General features: G+C 47.7%; 25 protein-coding genes. 18 read left to right on the top strand and 7 right to left on the bottom strand.

Annotated elements, in window-relative coordinates; genetic code table 11:
* Positions 1-81 precede the first annotated feature (81 nt).
* Both asd and M0651_RS06970 read left to right on the top strand, forming a co-directional pair.
* Positions 82-1,167: an aspartate-semialdehyde dehydrogenase gene (asd, locus tag M0651_RS06975; protein WP_248551120.1), complete on the top strand. Its 1,086-nt coding sequence runs from the start codon at positions 82-84 to the stop codon at positions 1,165-1,167.
* A gap of 32 nt (positions 1,168-1,199) precedes the next feature.
* Positions 1,200-1,658 (top strand): GNAT family N-acetyltransferase, encoded by a 459-nt coding sequence (locus tag M0651_RS06970; RefSeq protein ID WP_248551119.1) that lies wholly within the window; start codon positions 1,200-1,202, stop codon positions 1,656-1,658.
* A gap of 84 nt (positions 1,659-1,742) precedes the next feature.
* Here M0651_RS06970 and M0651_RS06965 read toward each other — a convergent pair whose 3' ends face one another.
* Complete coding sequence (locus M0651_RS06965; RefSeq protein WP_248551118.1) at positions 1,743-2,054, bottom strand: YbjQ family protein; 312 nt, start codon at positions 2,052-2,054, stop codon at positions 1,743-1,745.
* 101 nt (positions 2,055-2,155) lie between these two features.
* On the opposite strand from M0651_RS06965, the gene M0651_RS06960 reads away from it, so the two are divergent.
* Entirely contained in the window at positions 2,156-3,283 is a 1,128-nt protein-coding gene (locus M0651_RS06960; protein WP_248551117.1) for an NAD(P)/FAD-dependent oxidoreductase, read from the top strand.
* A 114-nt stretch (positions 3,284-3,397) separates the two neighbouring features.
* The gene (gene sstT, locus M0651_RS06955) at positions 3,398-4,639 is read left to right on the top strand and encodes a serine/threonine transporter SstT (protein WP_248551116.1); all 1,242 of its coding nucleotides are present in this window, start codon (positions 3,398-3,400) and stop codon (positions 4,637-4,639) included.
* Positions 4,640-4,656: 17 nt separating this feature from the next.
* On the opposite strand, the gene M0651_RS06950 is transcribed toward sstT, so the two are convergent.
* Positions 4,657-5,589: a ketopantoate reductase family protein gene (locus tag M0651_RS06950; protein WP_248551115.1), complete on the bottom strand. Its 933-nt coding sequence runs from the start codon at positions 5,587-5,589 to the stop codon at positions 4,657-4,659.
* Positions 5,590-5,771: 182 nt separating this feature from the next.
* Between M0651_RS06950 and M0651_RS06945 the strand changes: the two genes are divergently transcribed.
* Positions 5,772-6,338 (top strand): TetR/AcrR family transcriptional regulator, encoded by a 567-nt coding sequence (locus M0651_RS06945; protein ID WP_248551114.1) that lies wholly within the window; start codon positions 5,772-5,774, stop codon positions 6,336-6,338.
* 16 nt (positions 6,339-6,354) lie between these two features.
* Here M0651_RS06945 and M0651_RS06940 read toward each other — a convergent pair whose 3' ends face one another.
* The 3 genes from M0651_RS06940 to M0651_RS06930 form a co-directional block, all read right to left on the bottom strand.
* Positions 6,355-6,732 carry a hypothetical protein gene (locus M0651_RS06940; protein WP_248551113.1) on the bottom strand — a complete coding sequence of 126 codons (378 nt, stop codon included), beginning with the start codon at positions 6,730-6,732 and terminating at the stop codon, positions 6,355-6,357.
* A gap of 119 nt (positions 6,733-6,851) precedes the next feature.
* Entirely contained in the window at positions 6,852-7,580 is a 729-nt protein-coding gene (locus tag M0651_RS06935; protein WP_248551112.1) for a type II toxin-antitoxin system prevent-host-death family antitoxin, read from the bottom strand.
* A 119-nt stretch (positions 7,581-7,699) separates the two neighbouring features.
* Positions 7,700-8,194, bottom strand: a complete 495-nt coding sequence (locus tag M0651_RS06930) for a GNAT family N-acetyltransferase (protein WP_248551111.1) — start codon at positions 8,192-8,194, stop codon at positions 7,700-7,702.
* A gap of 144 nt (positions 8,195-8,338) precedes the next feature.
* Between M0651_RS06930 and M0651_RS06925 the strand changes: the two genes are divergently transcribed.
* The 4 genes from M0651_RS06925 to comI all read left to right on the top strand — a co-directional run bounded on the left by M0651_RS06925 (position 8,339) and on the right by comI (position 12,196).
* Positions 8,339-9,076, top strand: a complete 738-nt coding sequence (locus tag M0651_RS06925; RefSeq protein ID WP_248551110.1) for a hypothetical protein — start codon at positions 8,339-8,341, stop codon at positions 9,074-9,076.
* Between the two features lie 120 nt (positions 9,077-9,196).
* Positions 9,197-10,852 carry a hypothetical protein gene (locus M0651_RS06920; RefSeq protein WP_248551109.1) on the top strand — a complete coding sequence of 552 codons (1,656 nt, stop codon included), beginning with the start codon at positions 9,197-9,199 and terminating at the stop codon, positions 10,850-10,852.
* Between the two features lie 386 nt (positions 10,853-11,238).
* A complete protein-coding gene (locus tag M0651_RS06915) occupies positions 11,239-11,994 on the top strand; it encodes a sugar phosphate isomerase/epimerase family protein (protein WP_248551108.1) in 756 nt (251 codons plus the stop codon).
* Between the two features lie 106 nt (positions 11,995-12,100).
* Positions 12,101-12,196 carry a competence inhibitor ComI gene (gene comI / locus M0651_RS06910; protein ID WP_248551107.1) on the top strand — a complete coding sequence of 32 codons (96 nt, stop codon included), beginning with the start codon at positions 12,101-12,103 and terminating at the stop codon, positions 12,194-12,196.
* Positions 12,197-12,372: 176 nt separating this feature from the next.
* On the opposite strand, the gene M0651_RS06905 is transcribed toward comI, so the two are convergent.
* Positions 12,373-12,702 carry a hypothetical protein gene (locus M0651_RS06905; RefSeq protein ID WP_248551106.1) on the bottom strand — a complete coding sequence of 110 codons (330 nt, stop codon included), beginning with the start codon at positions 12,700-12,702 and terminating at the stop codon, positions 12,373-12,375.
* A 46-nt stretch (positions 12,703-12,748) separates the two neighbouring features.
* Between M0651_RS06905 and M0651_RS06900 the strand changes: the two genes are divergently transcribed.
* The 9 genes from M0651_RS06900 (at position 12,749) to M0651_RS06860 (ending at position 20,378) form a co-directional block, all read left to right on the top strand.
* A complete protein-coding gene (locus M0651_RS06900; RefSeq protein ID WP_248551105.1) occupies positions 12,749-13,228 on the top strand; it encodes a VOC family protein in 480 nt (159 codons plus the stop codon).
* A 34-nt stretch (positions 13,229-13,262) separates the two neighbouring features.
* Positions 13,263-13,739, top strand: coding sequence for a GyrI-like domain-containing protein (locus M0651_RS06895; protein WP_248551104.1), 477 nt, complete (start codon positions 13,263-13,265; stop codon positions 13,737-13,739).
* A gap of 451 nt (positions 13,740-14,190) precedes the next feature.
* Positions 14,191-15,057, top strand: a complete 867-nt coding sequence (locus M0651_RS06890) for an AraC family transcriptional regulator (RefSeq protein WP_248551103.1) — start codon at positions 14,191-14,193, stop codon at positions 15,055-15,057.
* Between the two features lie 159 nt (positions 15,058-15,216).
* Positions 15,217-16,290, top strand: a complete 1,074-nt coding sequence (locus M0651_RS06885; protein WP_248551102.1) for a Gfo/Idh/MocA family protein — start codon at positions 15,217-15,219, stop codon at positions 16,288-16,290.
* 18 nt (positions 16,291-16,308) lie between these two features.
* Positions 16,309-17,019 (top strand): ThuA domain-containing protein, encoded by a 711-nt coding sequence (locus M0651_RS06880; RefSeq protein ID WP_248551101.1) that lies wholly within the window; start codon positions 16,309-16,311, stop codon positions 17,017-17,019.
* Between the two features lie 13 nt (positions 17,020-17,032).
* A complete protein-coding gene (locus M0651_RS06875; RefSeq protein ID WP_248551100.1) occupies positions 17,033-18,001 on the top strand; it encodes a sugar phosphate isomerase/epimerase family protein in 969 nt (322 codons plus the stop codon).
* Positions 18,002-18,014: 13 nt separating this feature from the next.
* Entirely contained in the window at positions 18,015-19,052 is a 1,038-nt protein-coding gene (locus tag M0651_RS06870) for a Gfo/Idh/MocA family protein (protein ID WP_248551099.1), read from the top strand.
* On the top strand, positions 19,021-19,815 hold the full coding sequence (locus tag M0651_RS06865) for an alpha/beta fold hydrolase (protein WP_248551098.1): 795 nt from the start codon (positions 19,021-19,023) through the stop codon (positions 19,813-19,815). The genes M0651_RS06870 and M0651_RS06865 overlap by 32 nt, the downstream gene beginning before the upstream one ends.
* A 92-nt stretch (positions 19,816-19,907) precedes the next feature.
* Entirely contained in the window at positions 19,908-20,378 is a 471-nt protein-coding gene (locus tag M0651_RS06860; RefSeq protein WP_248551097.1) for a MarR family winged helix-turn-helix transcriptional regulator, read from the top strand.
* A gap of 110 nt (positions 20,379-20,488) precedes the next feature.
* Here the strand turns inward: M0651_RS06860 and M0651_RS06855 are convergent, their stop codons facing one another.
* On the bottom strand, positions 20,489-20,782 hold the full coding sequence (locus M0651_RS06855) for an alpha/beta fold hydrolase (protein WP_248551096.1): 294 nt from the start codon (positions 20,780-20,782) through the stop codon (positions 20,489-20,491).
* Positions 20,783-20,953: the final 171 nt, after the last annotated feature.

Here is a 20,953-nt window from a genome sequence, read left to right as displayed (position 1 = left end):
ACGGAAGACTCGTCTTGGAGGTGGGATTTTTTATTTTGGCGATAGGTAGAATACTTACATGGAAAGGATAGGATCAAACAAATGGGTGAGAGATTGAAAGTAGGCATCGTTGGTGGGACAGGAATGGTGGGTCAGCGCTTCGTACAGCTGCTGGATCAGCACCCTTGGTTCGAGGTAACAGGCATAGCGGCCAGCGCGAATTCCGCTGGCAAAACGTATGAGGAGTCCGTGCAGGGACGTTGGAAAATGGCCACGCCGATCCCGGAAGCCGTTAAATCTATCGTTGTTCAGGACGCGGCCAAGGTTGAACAAGTGACGGCAGACGTGGACTTCGTCTTCTGTGCGGTCGATATGAAGAAGGCGGAAATTCAAGCGTTGGAGGAAGCGTACGCGAAAACCGGTACCCCGGTCATCTCCAACAACTCGGCTCACCGCTGGACGCCGGACGTTCCGATGGTGATTCCGGAAGTCAACCCGCAGCATATCGAAGTGATTGCCGCACAGCGCAAACGCCTCGGAACGAGCACAGGGTTCATTGCCGTGAAGCCGAACTGCTCGATTCAGAGTTACGTACCTGCATTAAACGCGCTGCTGGATTTTGAACCCACCACCGTGGTTGCTTCGACGTATCAGGCGATTTCCGGTGCCGGGAAGAACTTTACCGATTGGCCGGATATGCTGGATAACGTGATCCCTTATATCGGCGGCGAGGAAGAGAAGAGTGAGCAGGAACCGCTGCGCATCTGGGGCCATGTGGATGGCGGGCAGATCGTCAAAGCCAACTCCCCCATTATAACAACGCAGTGTATACGCGTTCCCGTTACGGACGGCCACTTGGCTACCGTGTTCGTATCGTTTAAGAACAAGCCGTCGAAGGAAGAAATCCTTGGACGCTGGCGCGGGTTCCAGGGCAGACCCCAAGAGTTGGGATTGCCAAGCGCGCCGAAGCAGTTTATCACTTATTTTGAGGAAGAAAACCGTCCGCAGACGAAACTCGACCGTGATCTTGAACATGGGATGGGGGTTTCGGTGGGTCGATTGCGCGAGGATTCGCTTTACGACTATAAATTCGTTGGACTTTCCCATAATACCTTGCGCGGAGCTGCAGGCGGTGCGGTTCTCATTGCCGAACTGCTGAAAGCGGAAGGATATATTCAAGCAAAGTAAATGAGATTACGTAAGGATAGGGAGAGAGCCGGTTGTTAACGATTAAATTGGATGATTTAAGCGGACCTGAGATCGCAGCTTTAATTGGTGAACATTTGGCGAATATGGCCGAGAACTCCCCACCTGAGAGTATTCATGCGCTGAATCTGGACGGTTTGAAGCGGCCGGACGTTACGTTCTGGAGTGCCTGGATCAACGTCGAGCTCGCGGGATGCGGTGCCCTTAAGGAGCTGGATGACCAGCATGGCGAGGTGAAATCGATGCGCACCGCCATTCCTTATCGGGGAAAGGGCGTCGCGAAGCAAGTGCTGGCGCATCTCCTCGAGGAGGCGGCGCGGAGAGGGTACCGTCAAGTCAGCCTAGAGACAGGTTCTATGGAGGCGTTCATCCCGGCTCGCCGGTTGTATGAAAGCTTCGGGTTTACGTATTGCGAGCCCTTTGCGGATTATGTTGAGGACCCTAACAGTGTGTTTATGACCAAGAGGATCTAATCGGGATGAATCATTCCAGAGAACCCCAAAAAAAACCCGCGAAATCCGCGGGTTTTTGGTTTTTCTTCGGGGTGAAACTAGAGATTAGACGATGACGGCCGTTCCGCTGACCGAAACCATCAGCATCCCTTCGCGAATCACCTCATAATCAATGTCGACGCCAATGATGGCGTTGGCACCGAGACGCGAAGCTTTCTCGTTCATTTCTGCGAACGCAGTGTCCCGGGCCTCTTGGAGCTTGTTCTCATAAGCGCCCGAACGTCCGCCAACGATATCGGTAATCGAAGCCAGAAAATCGCGCACAACGTTGGCGCCCATGATGACTTCGCCAGTGACGATGCCGATGTACTGTCTTACCGGTGAGCCTTCAATCGTTGTGGTTGTTGTCATTATCATTCGAGAATCCTCCTCATTTTTTGAAGCATTACTGGGTGTTACGCAGGTTTGCCCTGCGGGTTTCAACTTAAACTATGATGTGTGAAAAGGGGGCGCTTCATTTGCAAAAGTTTATCGTGATCGGCTCCGGAATTCTTGGCGCATCGACGGCTTATCATTTAGCCAAGCTTGGGGCGGACGTGACGGTTGTCGATCGCGGCGTTCCGGGACAAGCTACCGACGCCGCGGCGGGAATCATCTGCCCGTGGATCTCACAACGGCGTAATCAAGTCTGGTACCGGCTGGCTATAGCGGGGGCACGGTACTACGGCCCGTTGATCAAGGAGCTGGAGAAGGAAGGAGAGCGTGATACTGGCTATGCTCGTGTAGGAGCGATTCGTCTTCACCGGGAACGCGAGAAGCTCGTCGCTTTGGAGAAGCTGGCCCTTGAGCGAAAACGAGAAGCCCCGGAAATGGGGGAGATCCTCTTGCTCGAACCGGATGAAGTCAAGAGACGGTTCCCTCCGCTGGATGAGGGGTACTATGGGATCTATGTGAGCGGTGCCGCCCGCGTTGACGGGCGCGCGCTTCGTGAGTCTCTCCTGAGGGCGGCAGTCCGGCACGGCGCGACCTTGGTGCGCGGCGAAGCTGTGCTCTTACACGACGGCTTGGCTGTGACCGGGGTGCGCGTTGGTGCGGAGGAGATGTACGCCGATGCGCTTGTCGTATGCGCCGGAGCTTGGGCCCCTCAGCTGTTCACCCCGCTAGGATTGGAATTTGATATGACTTTCCAGAAAGCGCAGATCGTTCACTTGGCGCTGCCAGACGTCCCGACCGAACGCTGGCCTGTCGTCATCCCGCCGGGGGATCAGTACATCCTGGCGTTTGACGATCGTCGCATCGTGATCGGCGCTACCCACGAAAACAACCCTTCCGGTTATGATACTCGTGTAACGGCCGGCGGTCTGCAAGAGGTGACTCAGAAGGCGCTGACCGTTGCGCCTGGACTGGCGGAAGCCAGCTTCTTGGAAGCGAGAGTTGGCTTTCGTCCGTTTACACCGGGATTCCTTCCGGTTTTTGGGGCGGTTCCCGGATGGAGCGGGATTTTTGCAGCTAATGGCTTAGGGGCTTCGGGACTCACGATGGGTCCGTTTATCGGAGCGCAATTAGCTCAATGGATGTTAGGAAGAAAGACCGAAGTACGTTGGGAGGATTACGACCTAGAGTCGGCGTTAGCCCCTAAAAACTGAGTGCATATGTGAACAGTAATGCACAAATGTTTCCAATTGGAGGACAGATGTCCATGTACCGTGGTATACTGTCGCTATGCTTCTAGGCGACATTTATACAAACGGGGGAGAAACATGAAGGCAATTCTACTCAAATGGAATGAAATCAGTCTAGTGAAACGGATTTTAGCGGGGTTGGCCGTCGGAATTCTCTTGGCAATCCTCGTCCCGAAGGCCAGCGGAATCGCATTGCTGGGTACGCTGTTCGTATCAGCTCTTAAGGCTGTTGCCCCGATCCTGGTGCTGCTGCTGGTGATGGCCGCGATCGCCAATCATCAAAAAGGGCGCCAAACCAATATGAAGTCGATTCTGATTTTATATGGGATCAGTACGTTCCTGGCTGGGGCAAGCGCCGTGGCATTCAGTTATCTGTTCCCCGTCCGCTTATCGTTGGCAGGGGCAACCGAGGGTTTGACACCGCCCGGAGGCATCGTCGAGGTCCTCAAAGGACTGCTTCTTAATGTAGTGGACAATCCGGTTAGTGCGCTAATGAATGCTAATTATATTGGGATCTTAGCTTGGGCGATCCTGCTTGGGTTCGCTTTGAAAGGGGCAGGCGATCACACGAAAAACCTGCTCACGCAAGCGTCAGACGCGGTATCCCTAATCGTCAAGTGGGTGATTCAGTTGGCGCCGTTTGGGATTCTGGGACTCGTGTACGAATCCATTACCGTGAGCGGCCTAGCCTCCTTACTGGATTACGGTAAGCTGCTGCTTGTCCTGGTCGGATGTATGTTGTTCATTGGGTTGGTTGTGAATCCGTTGATCGTTTACGTCAACCTTCGCCGGAATCCGTATCCGCTGGTGTTCACTTGTTTGCGAGAGAGTGGGATTACGGCGTTCTTCACCCGAAGCTCGGCGGCGAATATCCCGGTGAATATGCGTTTGTGCGAAAAATTAGAGTTGAACAAGGATACTTACTCGGTCTCCATTCCATTAGGTGCGACGATTAATATGGCGGGGGCAGCTGTAACGATTTCGGTCCTCACGCTGGCAGCCGTGAATACACTAGGGATTCAAGTGGACTTCGGTACGGCGCTGATGCTTAGCGTATTGTCGGCGATTTCTGCGGCAGGTGCTTCCGGGGTGGCCGGCGGCTCGCTCTTGCTCATCCCATTAGCCTGCAGCTTGTTCGGAATTTCTAATGATATCGCCATGCAAGTCGTGGGAGTCGGCTTCATTATCGGAGTTGTACAGGATTCGTGCGAAACGGCGCTGAACTCGTCTTCCGATGTGTTGTTTACAGCCACCGCGGACTACGCCAAGAAACGCAGGGGAGAAGAGCTCCCTCTCGTGGACACGGCAAGTTTGGATTAAAAGTGAAGGGCTGGCGATTATTCGCCAGCCTTTTTTATGCGGAGCTGTCTCTCTAATTCATCCCAATGGGGCGTCTTCACCTTGGCCTGCTTCAACCAGTCTTGAAACTTGTGGGCCAAAGCTTCGATTTCGGCAAAGTTGCCGTCGATCATCCGGCTGACCGGAAGCAGGTGATAGAGTTTCAAGATTTCTTGAACGAGCCATCTGTGTTTGCGAATCACCGAAGCTTGGCCGGCCGGTGTCAGAGGGTAGCCAAGCGTCTCCAACACGTGGAAGCCTTCACCCATGGCAGCCACCGCATGGTGAATGAGCTTGCCGTCACGGGCAATCTTGTTCATTTGGCCGTCGTGGATTTGCGGTAGATAGCAAAGCATCAAAATCGGGATGACATGATTTTTTAACCAGGCGTCCATGTCCTCGTGGGTCGTAAGTTTGTAATTGGTATTGGCGAAGGCTTGCTTAAGTTCAGTTTGAAAAGAAACCGGTCCGTCCAACCCGCCAAGCACCATCTGGCCCCGATTGCGGATAATCACGGTTCGGCCCGGTTCCCGGCGACCGCCGGATAATTGGAAGCCGAAAGCGATGTTTTTCTCTATCTCGCTTTGTTCCAACAGCTCCGATTGCATTTCCTCTGCTTCTGCATTATTACCAACCAATACGAGGTTGCGGCTTAGGTTGCCGGCCAGGATGGGCAACACCGCTCGAAAATCCGTATATTTCATCACGACAAAGATCAGGTCATAGAGTTCATCCTTCTCCAACGTCCGAATGACGCGAACCGGATCTACCGTTGTTTTTCGTTGAAAATAATGGCGCAAAACGATTCCATTCCGCTCCAATTCATCTGCCCGAGCGCCCCGGGCCAGCACAGAGACGTCATTCCCTCCTCGAATCAAGACATGTGCCAGATAGCTGCCTAAGACTCCTGCTCCATAGACTAATACCTTCATGTTGTGATCTCATCCTCTCTTGTTAATCAACAAATGTTGAATAATCAACGATGATTTAATAGAATAACCTTAGCATTGTCATTTGTTGGGCATCAATCGTTAATTTGCTTCGGATTTGTTGATAAATCAACAGATGGGTGAGGTTTTGTTCATTTGGGGGAACGAGGAGGTAAGAAAATTACATGGACCGCAGAATTATGAAGTCACGTCAGGCCGTTATGGAAGCATTCGTCGCATTGCTCGGCGAGAAGGGTTTTGACAAAGTGACGATTAACGATATCGCCGAACGTGCGAATGTGAATCGGGGTACGGTGTATTTGCATTTTACGGATAAATTCGACCTGCAGGAGCAATGCATTGAGACTTATTTACAGCAACTGATTGAGAGCTGTCAGCCGGCAGGGGAGATGACACCGGGATCAGCCAGAGAACTGCTGCTTCAAACGTTCGAATTTTTGGGGGCCCATGCGCCGATTTATTCCATTTTAATCACCGGCAAGGGGAACCCTGTGTTCCGCGAACGGATGATGGTCTTCATGCGGCAAGGAATCACGGATTATCTGAGCACTAATGGCATCCCTTCTGGTGTAAGCCGAGAGGTTGAGGTACAGTTTCTAACCTCCGGCGCTGTAAGTTTGATGGAATGGTGGGTCGAGGAGGGGATGCCGTATTCTCCGGCTGAGATGGTAGATCAGCTCTTTGCGTTGCTCCTTCGACATTTTCAGATGCCGGCGGGGGAGAAGGAGTAAGGACCGAAGGGGAAGGTCAGTGAGGAATTCGCCCGAGGGTAAGATGGAACCCAAACGGAGGGTCCTTGGGCAAGCCAAGTTCGGTCCGTAATCGCTCCATTTCGCGCGAGTAGACCGGAAGCCAATAATGCTCGGCATTATGGCCCATTTCGTTGGAGTAAGCAAAGGTGAGGGGTTGATGTGCGTATTTGCCCCAGAACCTTATTTTGCGTTCGGGATCCACGTCTTCGCCGCGAATAATCGAAATGTGGCTGCCAAACTTGGGCTTGTTCAACTTCACATGATGGGTCCGATACACCCAATGCCCATAGTAGTTCATAATGTCTTTCGGGCATTCGGCGATGGCCCAAGTCTCAAAGTAGGTAATAGTTCCCTTCGTTTCAAACCATGTCATGGTGCGTCGATCTCCCGTTTACCGCCATCCGGCGTAGTCGTCGTGGTTATAGCTTATGCAAATCGCGTGGATCGCAAACGGGAGGGGATTTCGGTGGAGAACTATCGACTTGGGTTGTCCTATTTAGCGAATAAGTCTTGGATCGATACTTGTAAACCCGGGTATAGCTGGGAGGTTACATATGTATCCGCGGTGTTTGAAAATACAGTCATGTCCGCAATATTGCTGTCCTCCAGTGAGTAGACGAATACGTGTGCTTTCATCGGATCCACAATCCAATATTCCTTCACGCCACATACGCTGTACAAGTCGAGTTTCTTAACCAGGTCTTTGCTCCGCGTGGAGGGGGACAATACTTCTACGACCAATTGAGGCGTTCCCATGTATTTACCTTTGGCGTCGATTCGATCTTTGTCGCAAATGACTACGAGATCGGGTTGTACGACGCAAGTGTTGTTTTCCTCCTTTTCTAGTGTGATATCCAATGGAGAAGTTAGAGGTATGCATGGCTTTCCCTTAAACCAAGCGTAAAAAGTACCCAGCAGTTCTTGAACGGCAAGTTGGTGGTTGAAGGAAGGAGAAGCGAGATTATACACGACACCATCGATCAACTCGTAACGTTGTTCCGACGTCTCCGTCAACTCGAGGAAATCTTGGTACGATACCCACTCGCCCCCGGCATGATAACTCGCTGCTCTCTCTCTTAACACGGACTCACCGGCTGCAGCGAGTGCGTTGAGCTTAGCAACGTCCTTCCCATTTCGCGTAACGATGATTTCCTCCCCAGCTTCTGCAAACTTTAAATATTTCCCGAAGTTATTTTGCATATCCGTCGAAGATACTTGCATGATCTCCACCTCCGATTAGCTAATTATAGTTATATTTTAGCTAAATATTTTGTTGGAATCAATATGAAATTAGCTAATTTGTATCGTCGTTGATGCGGGGATCGCTTCCGTAAATTGCCTCATGAATCAAGTGAAAGGATATCGATGGTCATGGTCCAGGAAGTACCTGAGATGCCGTAATAGGAAAATCCTAAATGCTGATATAGCTTCACGGCGGAAGTATTCTCGGGATCGACGCTCAGGGAAAGGGATCGGTATCCGTCGCTCGCTGCCTGGTTGATGATTTCATTCATTAAGGTTCGCCCGATCCCCATTCCCCGAAAATCCGGATGGATCGCAATGCCTAACTCCGGCGTTTCGCTATCGACGTAACCATAACCAGGATTCGTCTCTTCGAACAATCTGTACCATGCCGCCCCCGCAAGATGATTCTCTTTCAGTGCGACTAACGCTCGATCTCCTTTTCGCCCCCAATCTTCATGATACTTCCTAAGATGCGGCGCGTTCAAAAGCTCATGTTTAGGTGGCTTTCCCTGCGGGATGTGGATAGACTCATAGTGCATATCCGTGAAAAAGTCGAACTCATGGGGTTCGAGCGGTCTGATTGTAAACATTTCAACACCTCGGGTTTATTAATATACTATTTATTTCAAATAGCACAACATACTAAAAAAATAAAATATTGACAATATATAACTTTATATGGGATGTTAAGGTAGAAAGTGGTAAAACCAATAAAAATATGGAGGTAATTTCAAATGAAATCTCAGAAAAGATTCGTATCTCTACTAGTTATTCTATCATTAGTCTTAGCTTTCCCACTTGTTTCGAATGCACAGGATGTTGAAAATGAGGATGCTCACTTTAAAATTCAAGCAAATCTTAATCAAATTAACGAAACTATTAGATCTCTTGATGAGAAAATAGAAGCAGCCAATTATGAAGACAAGAAGCAGGTGCTGAAAGAAATGAAACAATCTCTTGTGAGAACAAGAGAACACTTAGTGATTGCGCCTAATGATACTATAGGAACTTTCGATGTTAACAAGTCGGTCTGGTTTGCGCATGAAGGTGACGAAATCTTTCATATGAACGAGAGTTCTCACGAGACAGGACATATTGCAAATTTAACTGTTGAACTTGCAAATGTCACATTCGGGAGCGGTTTTGATTGGAGTGGGGAGTCGGGATCTTATTGGACAGCAAGCACCCCATATTCGGTTAATAATCTTAAAAACAGTTTAACCTTTACCGCAACAGGGATAGCAATCAGTGGGAATCTAAAAGGGGCATCTTTTTCAGGTGCTGCTAGTGGCTCTGCTTCCATTAGTACTGAGGGTAGTGACACTTGGATTACAACACAAACCTGGGATGCTAATTCAAGTGGAAGTACCATCAGAGCCGCTTTTTCATCTTCTAGCACGATGAAAAAATACAGTTACTCCTCACCTGATACCACTCTTGCGACTATTACTTTCTATGATCCTTCATTCTGAATAGGGAAATGCTAATTAAGTAAATATAAAAGGTGCAAGTCAAGTGGAACACGGTAAACTTAATCCACTAAACTTGCACCTTTTTATGACCTGGGAGATTGATCGGAGGAGTGAATGGTTTTGATCAAATGCAAACTAACGGTAATTATTATGCTTATCCTAGTGTTAGTAGGTTGTAGTACTGTAAAAACAGCTAGAATTAATGACAATGAATGGAAACAAAAGACTCTAGATCTAGTCAGCATGGGACATCGAGATGGCGAAGTTTATGTGGATTTTTCAGATACATATTTTAGCACTGCTGATATTTACGAAACAACCTATTTGTTAGAAATCTCGAATATGTACAACTTAAAAATAGTGAACAGAAATACAGAAAAATTTATTCAGAGCGAAATAGAAAAAACCAATGATATTTGGGGATTAATAAACCTATACAAGGCAGCAAAAGTAGTTCATGCTAATACAGAAAGTATATCGGATAAAATACAGAAAGAACTTGATATGTTAGATCTAAGTATCGAGAGTATGGTTTCAACAACAGAAGAAAAATATGAAGATGGATTATTTCTTTACAAAGAATTATCTAAAATCGAAACAATAAATATTGAACCTACACTGAGAAATTATATTGGATCTAATATAGAGGAAAGATTTAAGGCGGTAAGGATCGATAGAATTCATGTTGGCAATCCTATTCTTTACTTGAATAACTATACTTATCAAGTCTCTGTCGAATTTCTAGAAATAATACGAAAGAAAATTATTAGTATTTTAAACGAAAAAGGCGATTTATGGGAAATGTATCAACTGATAGAAATATTTTGTGAGTATAGTAATGATAGTAATGTGAATATAGCTCTGGCTGAGTTATTAGGTAATATAGATAATCTATCTAATATGCAATTATATTATTTACTCAAAGCTAACTTTCTAGTGGGTAATGATATTGAACCTTATCGAGAGACAGTTATAAAAAGGCTCAAAAATTGTGAAACAGTATCGGGAGGGTACTCAGCTTACCGAATTTATTCCGAAATCCCTAGTGTTTTTTCGTACTTTTCCATATATATCATGAACTATTTGGGTGAAGAAGTTACAGATGAGACTTTTAAAGAGTTATACACTAAGATTACTAATAACTTAAAGAGCAATACCCTTAATGAAGTTGATTGGAGGGAGGTTTATAGTTTTTTGATGTTAAATACAACAAAAAGCTATAATGATTCAATTATAAATAACTTAGAAAAGAATCTTAGCAAAAATGAAATTGTAGAATTATCACTGAACCAGGGATATTATTTTTATAAGGTATTTAAGCTCAAGGATATGGTGCCCGATCAATGGCTTGAACAGTATACGGCCATGCTTGGAAATAAGTTAGTCACAACTGATTTGGAACAATCACATTTGTTGTATATTTATTACAGTGAATTAGTTCGGAATCAGGATATGCCGGCAAATAATAGATTAAATGAGAAAATAAAAAAAACGATAATAGAATCAAATAGTAAGAGAGGCAACGGTTTATTTTATGAAAAAGATGGAGTTAAAAATACCTTGTCAACGTTATCGTATCGAATTATCAATGACAATTTGAATCTAAATCTTATACATTGGAATACTGAGGAATTTCTTTCTGAATTAAATAAATATAAATATAGAAATGGTGGATATTCTTTAGTTATTGGTGAAAAACCTGATTTATTAAATACTTTAGTAGGTATAATGTTGGAAGAAGCAATAGAAGGAACCCAATCACCGATCATTTTTTAATTAGATAATGTATTTCTTATTATGAGCAGACGGAGGCTTTTATGGAAATCATAATTATAGTTATAGTTGTTTTTATTGTTGCCCTACTAATAAGTATCGATCGAAGCATGCATAGGCAAAATCTTTATAGTAAAGAAATTATTAAAAAGTTGGAATTGATATTAAAGAAAGATAAGAATCAGTAATATTTTACTGCACGTAGCTTTCCTTAAGGCGTCATGTTTCCAATCTCTTTACCATATTTCAAGTTAGAGGCTGGTTGCTTTGTTTGTTTAGTATGCTTCTGACACCATGTGAAAGCGCATGATTCAGGAGCTTTCGGGAGAAAAGCGGGAAGATTGTGGGATCTGATTTCGCTATAATAATCTCGAGAAAGGAGGAGTTTAATGAAACCCCAAATTGCCTTGCAACTATGGAGCATTCAGGATACATGCAAAGACAACTTCTATGAGGCGTTAAAAGAAGTGAAACGGAGCGGCTATGATGGCGTCGAATTTGCCGGCTATCATGGGAGAAGTGCTGCGGAAGTGAAAAGTTACCTGGAGGAATTGGGACTGCAGGTTGCAGCTTCTCATCTATCTTTCGAGGTTCTGCAAAATGATTTCGAGAAAACGCTGGCTTTCGAAAAGGAGATTGGAACTTCTCGGATTGTCATTCCGTATGCGACCTTCCAAACCATTGAGGCTTGGCAAGCCTTCATTGCCGAGATGGAGGAGATTGCGAAGAAGGCGGCTGAGGAAGGCTTTGAGTTTTTCTACCATAATCACGCCAATGAACTTACGGAGATCCCCGGTTGTGACATCCTGCATGAGATGGTGCAACGTACGAAACATATCAACCTGGAAGTGGATCTGTATTGGCTGGCTGACTCCGGCGTTGACGCATTTCCTTGGTTAGAGGCACATAAGGATCGGATTGGTCTTTTCCACATGAAAGATATGCAGGATACTCCCCGAGAAAGCACGGAGATTGGCTCCGGCATTCTGCCGATGATAGAGTATGTCCAAATGGCGAAACGATTGGATATCCCATGGTTAATTGTGGAACAAGAGGAGTTTCAGAACTATCCGCCACTGGAAGCAACAGCGATCGATTGCCAGCAACTTCGAGCGATGGTTGACGAGGTTTATTCGAAGTCATAGTTTATCAGAGGAACAAGAACGCTTGTACGCATTCCTATAATAGGATAAAATGGAAATACAATTGAATCTTGGGTGGGCATGGTTTCCCTTCGAAAGGAGGTGAGCCATGGAAGTGAAAGATGCACTAACGATCATGCTCATGTTCGGGACGTTCATCATAGCACTTTTAACATACATTAATAATAACAACAGGAGAAAGTAAAAACCCACCCCAAGGTTAGAGCCGAAGGTGGGTTTTTCCACATGATAGACTTAGAAGGGAGCCCATCCAAGCCAATTGTCGAGGCCAAGTGTTAGCCGCACTTGGTCTTGTTACACAAATAATAACATACAAGGAACTGATCGACAAGAATACGTAGAATCAGAATTCAGTCGTTATTACACTCCACAAATCGTAAAGCATTCCTGATCCTTAAAGCACTCTACAGCCCACAAATCTATCTCACCAACCAACTCCTGCAGACTCTTTGAGTCGTAGACACTCGCATGTTGTTTGATGATCTCCCACATTTCTTTGGTAACCTCAGTAGGTCCGTAGTAATTAAACTCCGGTAATGTTACCGTCAATACCTCCAACAGCTTACTCTCAGCCAGTGTTTCTTCCGTCATATAAATGGAGTCCTCAAGCCAATGAGTATGTTCCAATGGCCCTCGCATCCATTCAAACACATCGTGTCTTGTAAGGTCTTGCTTCATTAGGATTGGCATGGGCGAACCACCTTCTCCCGTCATTATACACCGAGTGAAAAATGATATGGTAGATGCTGGAACGATGGGCTACGATCAGGAGAAGCAAGATGAGCTATCGATGAGTCAGTCCCAAAGCACTTGCTCAAGCAGAGGAGGGCTTATTCTGAAAATCAGTTCACAGGTCTATGTTAAAGGCAGCTTGGATGCGGTCGATCGGTATTGTCGGGCATTTGGGTTAGAGAAAGTTCTTGAAATCAAGAATGAAGCGGGAAATGAGTACATGCACTGCGAATTGGTGAGAAACGGTCAACTGTTCATGGCCGTCAGCGAAGCGCCGAAGGATTGCGATACCAGCCCCAAAACGTCCTGGCAGACCATGGCTTTCAATGTCTATGACATGGGGAGCGAGGAAGCGGTCCGGCAGGCGTTTGATATTCTACAAGAAGGTGGTACGGTCATTGACCCACCGGGGCCGTGCGATTGGAACGCCTATTGCTCGAATGTGATCGATCGGTTTGGCGTATTTTGGTGGATTGCAATATGAGCAGAGCATCTATTTAAGTTAAGGAGGGCGAACGATGCCATTTCGAATCATTTCGATCCCACCGTTCAAGGCAGTATCTTCTGGTGTGGATAAGAGTGCTGACTTTTCGGAAAATGGAGTCCTTGGAAAGTTCGATACCTACTTCTCCAAGCTGGAACCAGGGCCAGGCGACCGCTTCATGCCCCGGGACTTCTTGTATTATGACGCGGAGATGGAAGGCCTCGTGTGGATGTACGCTTTGACCGATGAGATGGACGCCGAAGGTTTTGAGGTGAGGGATTTTGAAGGCGGTAACTACCTCACTTATCATTACAGAGACGGTGACCATGAAGCAAATAACCGGTTGTATCACGAGGCTTTGGCTTGGATCGAGCAATCCGAATTCTTCGAGCTGGACCAGAGGACGGATCACTATGCCATGGGACATATCATTACTCCACCTGAATTGATTAAGGCAACGGGTTATGCTCAAATGGAAACCTTCATCCCGGTCAGGCTCAAGACCAACTAAGAACAAGCCGATTCCTCTGAGATCAGAGCGAGTCGGCCTTTTTGTTTTAACGATAGTCGTAATCCGTACATGACTTGGTGCTAACGCTGGTGAGCGATGCTATTTTAGCAAAATTCGTTCTCCCGAATATCTTACGACGTTGAAACACGCTATTTGAGCAAAAACCGAGGGAAATGGCAGCAAAGCAGGGGGATAAGCCTTGTAGTAAGCGTTAGAATCGTAAAACGGTAGTTTTAGGCGATATAAGAACTGTGGCAAGCGTTAGCCGTTTGGTGGAAGCAAATGACGATAGCCTCCGTAAAGAACCAGGCGTATCCGCAAATCCAGGTCTTCTTGCCTGTTGACGCCGCAGCACGTCAGATATTCAAGGAACTAGGTTGTCCCGTGGAGGGCTCTCCCTTATAATCAATCTGAATATGTAAAATACAACGCATAGGGAGTCAACGGGTGTATGAGCGACTATTTGGAAATCCCGGAATTCGAGGATTCCATTCCGTTTCGAACGTTTTTGAATGACGGGATGACGATTGTCTATCCGCATTGGCATAAAGAAATCGAAATCATTTATTCGCGCAAAGGCAAGGTGAACATCGGCGTTGATGAAGATATCGTTCAGTTAGAGGAAGGGGAGATCTTCTTCTTTCCCAGCGGAAAAGCCCACTATTTCTTGGCTTCGCCGGATAGCGAACGATATGTTTATCAGTTTAACCTGATGCTGTTCGATGAGAGAATCTTACGGGTTTCCGAAGATTCCTTGTTGAGTCTCTTTGAATCGGGAGAGCCGCTGAGCCGTAACTGGCCCCAGTCGCTTGCTCAGAAAGCTACGGAGCTGCTGGTTCATCTGTATGAGGTCGAAGAGAGTAAACCCGTGGGGATGAATTACTTGACACTCGGGTATCTGTATCAATTGATAGGGGAATTCTATTTGCATCTGCCAAGGCGGTCGACCCCTGCAGTGTCTACGAAACGATCCGCCATTCAACACAAAGACACGTTGGATATGCTAAATCAGGTTTTTGAATATGTGGAGAATCGTTATCGGGAAATCATTACGCTGGAAGACGTTGCGAAATTCGTGGGCTTCAGCCCGTATTATTTCACGCGTTTCTTCAAAACTAATACGGGACAAACGTTCATGCAGTTCCTGACGGAGTATCGGGTAAATCAAGCAAAGTTCATTTTGGCCAATGAAAATATTCCGATGATCGAGGTCGCCGAGAAAGCTGGGTTTGCCAGCGTGAAAACTTTTCATCATGTATTTAAGGATGAGGTGGGGCAATCGCCGCTGCAGTATCGCAAAAATCTGAATAAGCCTTGAAAACAAGGGTTTGAACGAGTGGATCTCGTTTAAGCCCTTTGTTTTTTGGGCGAAGGAAGCGCAATATTCAGGAGTTTTTTGCGAGAAAAGCGGGAAGAAAGCGGCTTCCGATTTGGCTATAATGAATTCAACAATAGAAACGCTTTCAGGAGGTAAATGATGAAATTAAAAGTCGGAATTATCGGATGTGGCGGGATCGCAGGCGGCAAGCATATGCCAGCTCTTTCTAAGGTTGAAGAAGTGGAAATGGTGGCGTTTTGCGATATCATCGTTGAACGCGCCGAAGAAGCGAAGGGGAAATTCGGTACTCCGGATGCCAAGGTGTTTGATGATTACAAGACCATGTTAGCCAATACGGATTTGGATGTTGTACACGTATGTACGCCAAACTCTTCGCATGCCGTCCTTTCGATTGCTGCGATGGAAGCTGGTTGTCATGTGATGTGCGAGAAGCCGATGGCAAAGACGTCCGAAGAAGCTAGAAGCATGATTGAAGCGTCCAAGCGTACCGGCAAGAAGCTAACGATTGGTTATCAGAACCGGTTCCGGACCGATTCGAGATATTTGCATCAAGTTTGCGAAGAGGGCGGATTGGGAGAAATATATTTTGGAAAAGCCCATGCGATTCGTCGCCGTGCCGTTCCAACCTGGGGCGTGTTCCTGGATGAGGAAGCTCAAGGCGGGGGACCCTTGATCGATATCGGCACGCACGCATTGGACCTGACGCTCTGGATGATGAACAACTACAAGCCGAAATACGTGGTTGGGAAAACGTATCATGCTTTATCTCAAACGCCTAATGCGGCGAATGCTTGGGGACCTTGGGATCCTGAGAAATTCACCGTAGAAGACTCCGCGTTTGGATTCGTGGTGATGGAGAACGGAGCAACGATCTTCCTAGAGTCCAGCTGGGCCCTGAACAGCCTGGATGTGAAAGAAGCAAAAACGACGTTGTGCGGAACCAAAGCAGGCGCTGACATGAACAACGGCTTGACTATCAACGGTGAAGATCACAGCTTGTTGTATGAGAAGAAGATTGAACTGCAAACCGGGGGCGTCGCTTTCTACGATGGTGCAGGGGAGAGACCGGAGGTGCTTGAAGCTCATTCTTGGATTCAGGCCATCCTAAATGATACGGAACCTGTCGTGAAGCCGGAGGAGGCTTTAGTGGTTACGGAAATCCTAGAAGCGATATATAAATCCTCGAAGACCGGCGAACCCGTGTACTTATAAGATCAAGGAGAGATATCCATGATTCAAGTAACCGTATGGAACGAATTTCGGCATGAGAAAACCGACCAAGCCGTTCAGGACATGTATCCGGAGGGCATTCATGGGCAATTGGCGAAGTTCTTGAGCGAAGATCAGTTCAAGGTGAAGACAGCGACTTTGGATGAACCGGAGCATGGCTTGACGGAAGAAGTATTGGAAGATACCGATGTCCTCATCTGGTGGGGACATATGGCGCATGATGAAGTACAAGATGAAATCGTCGAACGTGTGCATAAACGGGTTCTTGAAGGTATGGGCCTTGTCGTGCTGCACTCGGGACATTTCTCGAAAATTTTCAAGAAACTCATGGGTACTTCCTGTGACCTCAAATGGCGGGAAGACGGTAAACACTGCCGCATTTGGAACGTGAACCCAAGCCACCCGATCGCGGAGGGAATTGGCGATTTCATTGAATTGGACAAAGAAGAGATGTACGGCGAGCATTTCGATATTCCAGCACCGGATGAATTGGTCTTTATCAGTTGGTTTCCTGGGGGCGAAGTCTTCCGCAGCGGTTGTACTTACCGCCGTGGAAACGGGAAGATCTTCTATTTCCAACCTGGACATGAAACCTATCCAAGTTATTATCACGAGAAAGTGCAGAAAGTCATCAAGAACGGAATTCGTTGGTGCGCTCCAACCCAAAATGGGTATCCTGTTTATGGCCACTATGAAGCACGCGAAAAATAAGGAGTGATTGTCGATGAAACTGGGTGTATTTACGCCATTGTTTAACGCATTAAGCTTTGATGAGATGATCGAGGAGGTTGCCAAGAAGGGATTGCAGACGGTGGAAATTGGCACCGGCGGCTATCCGGGCAACGCGCACTTGGATATCGATAAGTTATTGGCAAGCAGTGAAGCTAGAACAGAATATCTCGCCAAATTAGCCGATAAGGGCTTGGAGATCTCCGCGCTCAGCTGCCATAACAACCCGATCTCTCCGGTCAAAGAAGTGGCTGCAGAAGCGGACGAATTACTGCGCAAGACCATCAAGCTGGCAAGCTTGCTGAACGTTCCGGTTGTTAATGGCTTCTCCGGCGTATCGGGTGGGAATGCAGCGGATACTCAAGTGAACTGGCCGGTATTGCCTTGGCCAACCGAATATGATGACAGCTACACATACCAATGGGAACATAAATTGATTCCATATTGGAAAGGGATCAACACCGAAGCCGAAGCGGCAGGCGTGAAGATCGGGATTGAGCTCCATGGCGGCTTCCTGGCGCATACACCTTATACGATGTTGAAGTTGCGGGAAACGACCGGCAAAGCCATCGGCTGCAACCTGGATCCAAGTCATTTGTGGTGGCAAGGGATTGACCCGGTTGCTGCTGTCAAAATTCTTGGGGAGGCCGGAGCGATCCACCATTTCCACGCGAAGGATACTTACTTGGATCAGGACAACATCAATATGTACGGCTTAACCGACATGCAGCCATACGGTAATGTGAAGACCCGGGCCTGGACCTTCCGTTCGGTAGGTTGCGGCCATGACCTGAAGGTATGGTCGGATATCATTTCCGCCTTGCGCGTATATGGTTACGATTATGTGTTAAGCATTGAGCACGAGGATCCGATTATGTCGGTTGACGAAGGTTTAACTCGTGCCATTACCAACTTGAAATCGATCATGATTCATGAACAACCCTCAGCTATGTGGTGGGCGTAAAGGAGCTAGCACGATGTCAATCATCAATTTCGCCGTAATCGGCTATGGCGGTATGGGTTCTTACCATGCCCACAACTTGATCCCTGCGGAGAGCACTCGTTTTCATGTGGTGGGGACCTATGATATCTCCGGAGAAAGACAGCAGATCTCCAAAGGGAAAGGCCTTCACATTTATGAAAGCCTGGATGAAGTCTTAAAGGATGGCAACATCGAAGCGATTCTGATTGCGACACCTAATGATTCGCATAAAGAAATCGCGATCAGAGCTCTGCGGGCGGGTAAGCATGTGGTCTGCGAAAAGCCTGTAGCGATGAATACCGATGAGCTCGACGAGATTCTGGCGGTTGTGAAAGAGACAGGAAACGTCTTTATGGTTCACCAGAATCGTCGGTGGGACCCGGATTTCCTGATCATACGTCAGTTGTATCAGAACAAGACGATCGGGGATATTTTCCAAATTGAAACCCGTGTTCAAGGAGCTAATGGCATTCCAGGCGATTGGCGTCACTTGGAGAAGCACGGGGGCGGCATGCTGCTTGATTGGGGGGTCCATTTGCTGGATCAACTGCTTTGGCTGGTCGATAGCCCTGTTCAAAGCGTGCACTCCGACTTGAGTTATATTTTGGGTGATGAAGTGGATGACGGATTTATGAGCTACATCACCTTCGAAAATGGCGTGAGAGCACTAGTCGAGGTAGGGACCACCAACTATACCAAGCTTCCTCGTTGGTATGTGAAGGGTCTTGAAGGAACCGCGAAAATTAACGATTGGGATTTATCCGGCGAGATCATCGCGGCGACCGGTCGCAAGGATGTAGCGGCTCCGACCCCAATCCAAGCGGGTGTGGGACTTACCAAGACCATGGCGCCTCCTTCGGAAGAAGCTACCGAAAAATTGGCTTTCCCGGAACCCAAAGCGGATTTCGTCCCGTTCTATCAAAACTTCTATGAGGTCGTACGCGAAGGCGCAGAGCCCATCGTAAAGAATGAGGAAGTTCGCAAGGTCCTGAAGCTGATTGATGATATTTTTGAATCTTGCCACAAGGGTTGAACATAGAAAGCACCCCACAGGAGGGCTAACCAAGCGGTTAGCCTTTTTTGTGTTGCTCTTCAAAGTTGAAAAACCACTTGACATAGACAATTCCAGCCATGACGAGGGGGATTATGACAGTGCGACTTCTGCTGAGGATTTACATCAACTCATCGGGCTGCTCGGCATAGGTCCGGTGCACCTCACGGGGCAAGATATTAGCGGAGCAACGGTCTTCCGACTCGCTGCCATGCACCCGGAAGATGTTCGCAGCTTTACCGCTATCGAGATGGGGCTTGCCGGATTCGGCCTTGAAAGCTTGGGCGATATCACGCATGGCGGCTCATGGCATATTGGCGTTTTGGCAGCACCCGGTATCGCCGAAATGCTCCTTGCCAACCACGAACGGGAGTTCCTGGGGGAATGGGCTTTCCCTTCCATGATCGCAGTTCAGGGAGCGATCACGGATACCGACATTGATGAGTTCGTCCGTACATACTCTCGTCCGGGCGGCTGGCGTGGAGCGATCGGTCTCTACCAGTCCATGCTCACGGAAGGTGACAACAACATTAAGGAAATCGCCCAAACCAATCCATTGACCATGCCAGTTCTTGCTATAGGTGCTGGCGGTGGAACGTTTACCGAGAGAACCTTGAGGCAGATCACGTCCGGTAGGATTCAATCTGTGCAACTTGAGGGCGTCGGTCATTACGTTGCTATGGAAGCACCGGAGGCTCTTTCGACGGCGATCCTCGACTTCCTTGAGAGTGTCGACAGGGCTTGAGCTTTAGTTAATGAACAAGCAAAAAAGGCTGGAAAACGAGGGTACGATGGGGTAAAGTAAATAGAAACACGCTTACAAAAGAAGGAACCCTAATGTCTCGATCTGGAGCTGATCTTGCCCTCCTCCTCCTGGGAGGCTACCGTACGCTCGTTGATGCTGCTATGGTTGAAATGGCCGCTCGCGGGTATGACGATTTTCGTCCTGTTCATGACTTTGCGATGCGAGCGATTGTAGCAGGTGCCGATAGCGCCTCGGATTTGGGTCGTCGGATGTCTGTCTCGAAGCAGGCGGCATCGAAGACCATCGCCGTTCTCCTCGACCGAGGTTACATCTCGCGTGAATCGGACCCTCATGATGCACGTCGCAAACGGCTGCAAGTGACGTCTCTCGGTTTTGAAGTGATGCGGCAGGGGGAAGCGATCTTCGATGACCTGCGTAAGAATTGGGAAGAGCAAATTGGCGTCGCTGAACTCGCAACGCTAGAGGCAAGGTTGAAGACGCTCATTGGAGACGGGGCCATTCGCATAGATGAGCCCGGATGGGCCGCGCAAGATCTGGGGTGAACCCTAATGTTCGGAAGAAGACCGGTTGGTGGTATGCAAAAAGGGTTAAACATAGGAAGTTCCACACCAAAGAGGCTAACCAAGCGGTTAGCCTCTTTGAATTTGGGTTATCAATGGAATTGGGCAGGACGTATTGTTCGGAACGGCCTGAAGAACTCTCGGATATCCTCGGCCATCAGCTCCGGTTCTTCCATGGCGGTAAAGTGACCGCCTCGGGGCATGGAAGTCCAACGGGTTACATTCAAATGACGCGTAGCCCATTCTCTGGGCGGGGGTAAGATATCCGCCTTGAACAAGGCAAGTGCGGTCGGAACCGCGATGTAGCCGAGAGGCGGCAGCGCATGGGTATTTTCATAATAGATCTGGGCTGCCGATCCAACCGTATTCGTGACCCAATAAATCATGACATGTGTGAGAAGTTCGTCCTCTGTGAATCGCTGCCGGAGATCTCCGTTGCAATCGCTCCAGGCCCGAAGCTTCTCAAGGATCCAGCTGGCTAATCCGACGGGGGAGTCGGACAGGCCATAAGCTAACGTCGGCCCCCAGCATCCAAACCGGGCTTTCGCTGTTTCACA

It is taken from the genome of Paenibacillus mellifer (assembly GCF_023195895.1).
GTDB classification, from domain to species: domain Bacteria; phylum Bacillota; class Bacilli; order Paenibacillales; family Paenibacillaceae; genus Fontibacillus; species Fontibacillus mellifer.
The sequence above is the reverse complement of the archived record's forward strand: the minus strand, read 5'-3'. Positions and strand labels throughout refer to the sequence as shown.

Coding starts and splice junctions, on each gene's coding strand:
- M0651_RS06855 (WP_248551096.1), bottom strand. CDS start 20,782: ATGATTTATTGGGTCACGAATACGGTTGGATCGGCAGCCCAGATCTAT.
- M0651_RS06875 (WP_248551100.1), top strand. CDS start 17,033: ATGAAACTGGGTGTATTTACGCCATTGTTTAACGCATTAAGCTTTGAT.
- M0651_RS06915 (WP_248551108.1), top strand. CDS start 11,239: ATGAAACCCCAAATTGCCTTGCAACTATGGAGCATTCAGGATACATGC.
- M0651_RS06895 (WP_248551104.1), top strand. CDS start 13,263: ATGCCATTTCGAATCATTTCGATCCCACCGTTCAAGGCAGTATCTTCT.
- M0651_RS06950 (WP_248551115.1), bottom strand. CDS start 5,589: ATGAAGGTATTAGTCTATGGAGCAGGAGTCTTAGGCAGCTATCTGGCA.
- M0651_RS06905 (WP_248551106.1), bottom strand. CDS start 12,702: ATGCCAATCCTAATGAAGCAAGACCTTACAAGACACGATGTGTTTGAA.
- M0651_RS06935 (WP_248551112.1), bottom strand. CDS start 7,580: ATGCAAGTATCTTCGACGGATATGCAAAATAACTTCGGGAAATATTTA.
- M0651_RS06870 (WP_248551099.1), top strand. CDS start 18,015: ATGTCAATCATCAATTTCGCCGTAATCGGCTATGGCGGTATGGGTTCT.
- M0651_RS06965 (WP_248551118.1), bottom strand. CDS start 2,054: ATGATAATGACAACAACCACAACGATTGAAGGCTCACCGGTAAGACAG.
- M0651_RS06940 (WP_248551113.1), bottom strand. CDS start 6,732: ATGACATGGTTTGAAACGAAGGGAACTATTACCTACTTTGAGACTTGG.
- M0651_RS06930 (WP_248551111.1), bottom strand. CDS start 8,194: ATGTTTACAATCAGACCGCTCGAACCCCATGAGTTCGACTTTTTCACG.
- M0651_RS06900 (WP_248551105.1), top strand. CDS start 12,749: ATGGTAGATGCTGGAACGATGGGCTACGATCAGGAGAAGCAAGATGAG.
- M0651_RS06865 (WP_248551098.1), top strand. CDS start 19,021: ATGATATTTTTGAATCTTGCCACAAGGGTTGAACATAGAAAGCACCCC.
- M0651_RS06890 (WP_248551103.1), top strand. CDS start 14,191: ATGAGCGACTATTTGGAAATCCCGGAATTCGAGGATTCCATTCCGTTT.
- M0651_RS06885 (WP_248551102.1), top strand. CDS start 15,217: ATGAAATTAAAAGTCGGAATTATCGGATGTGGCGGGATCGCAGGCGGC.
- comI (WP_248551107.1), top strand. CDS start 12,101: ATGGAAGTGAAAGATGCACTAACGATCATGCTCATGTTCGGGACGTTC.
- asd (WP_248551120.1), top strand. CDS start 82: ATGGGTGAGAGATTGAAAGTAGGCATCGTTGGTGGGACAGGAATGGTG.
- M0651_RS06860 (WP_248551097.1), top strand. CDS start 19,908: ATGTCTCGATCTGGAGCTGATCTTGCCCTCCTCCTCCTGGGAGGCTAC.
- sstT (WP_248551116.1), top strand. CDS start 3,398: ATGAAGGCAATTCTACTCAAATGGAATGAAATCAGTCTAGTGAAACGG.
- M0651_RS06945 (WP_248551114.1), top strand. CDS start 5,772: ATGGACCGCAGAATTATGAAGTCACGTCAGGCCGTTATGGAAGCATTC.
- M0651_RS06925 (WP_248551110.1), top strand. CDS start 8,339: ATGAAATCTCAGAAAAGATTCGTATCTCTACTAGTTATTCTATCATTA.
- M0651_RS06880 (WP_248551101.1), top strand. CDS start 16,309: ATGATTCAAGTAACCGTATGGAACGAATTTCGGCATGAGAAAACCGAC.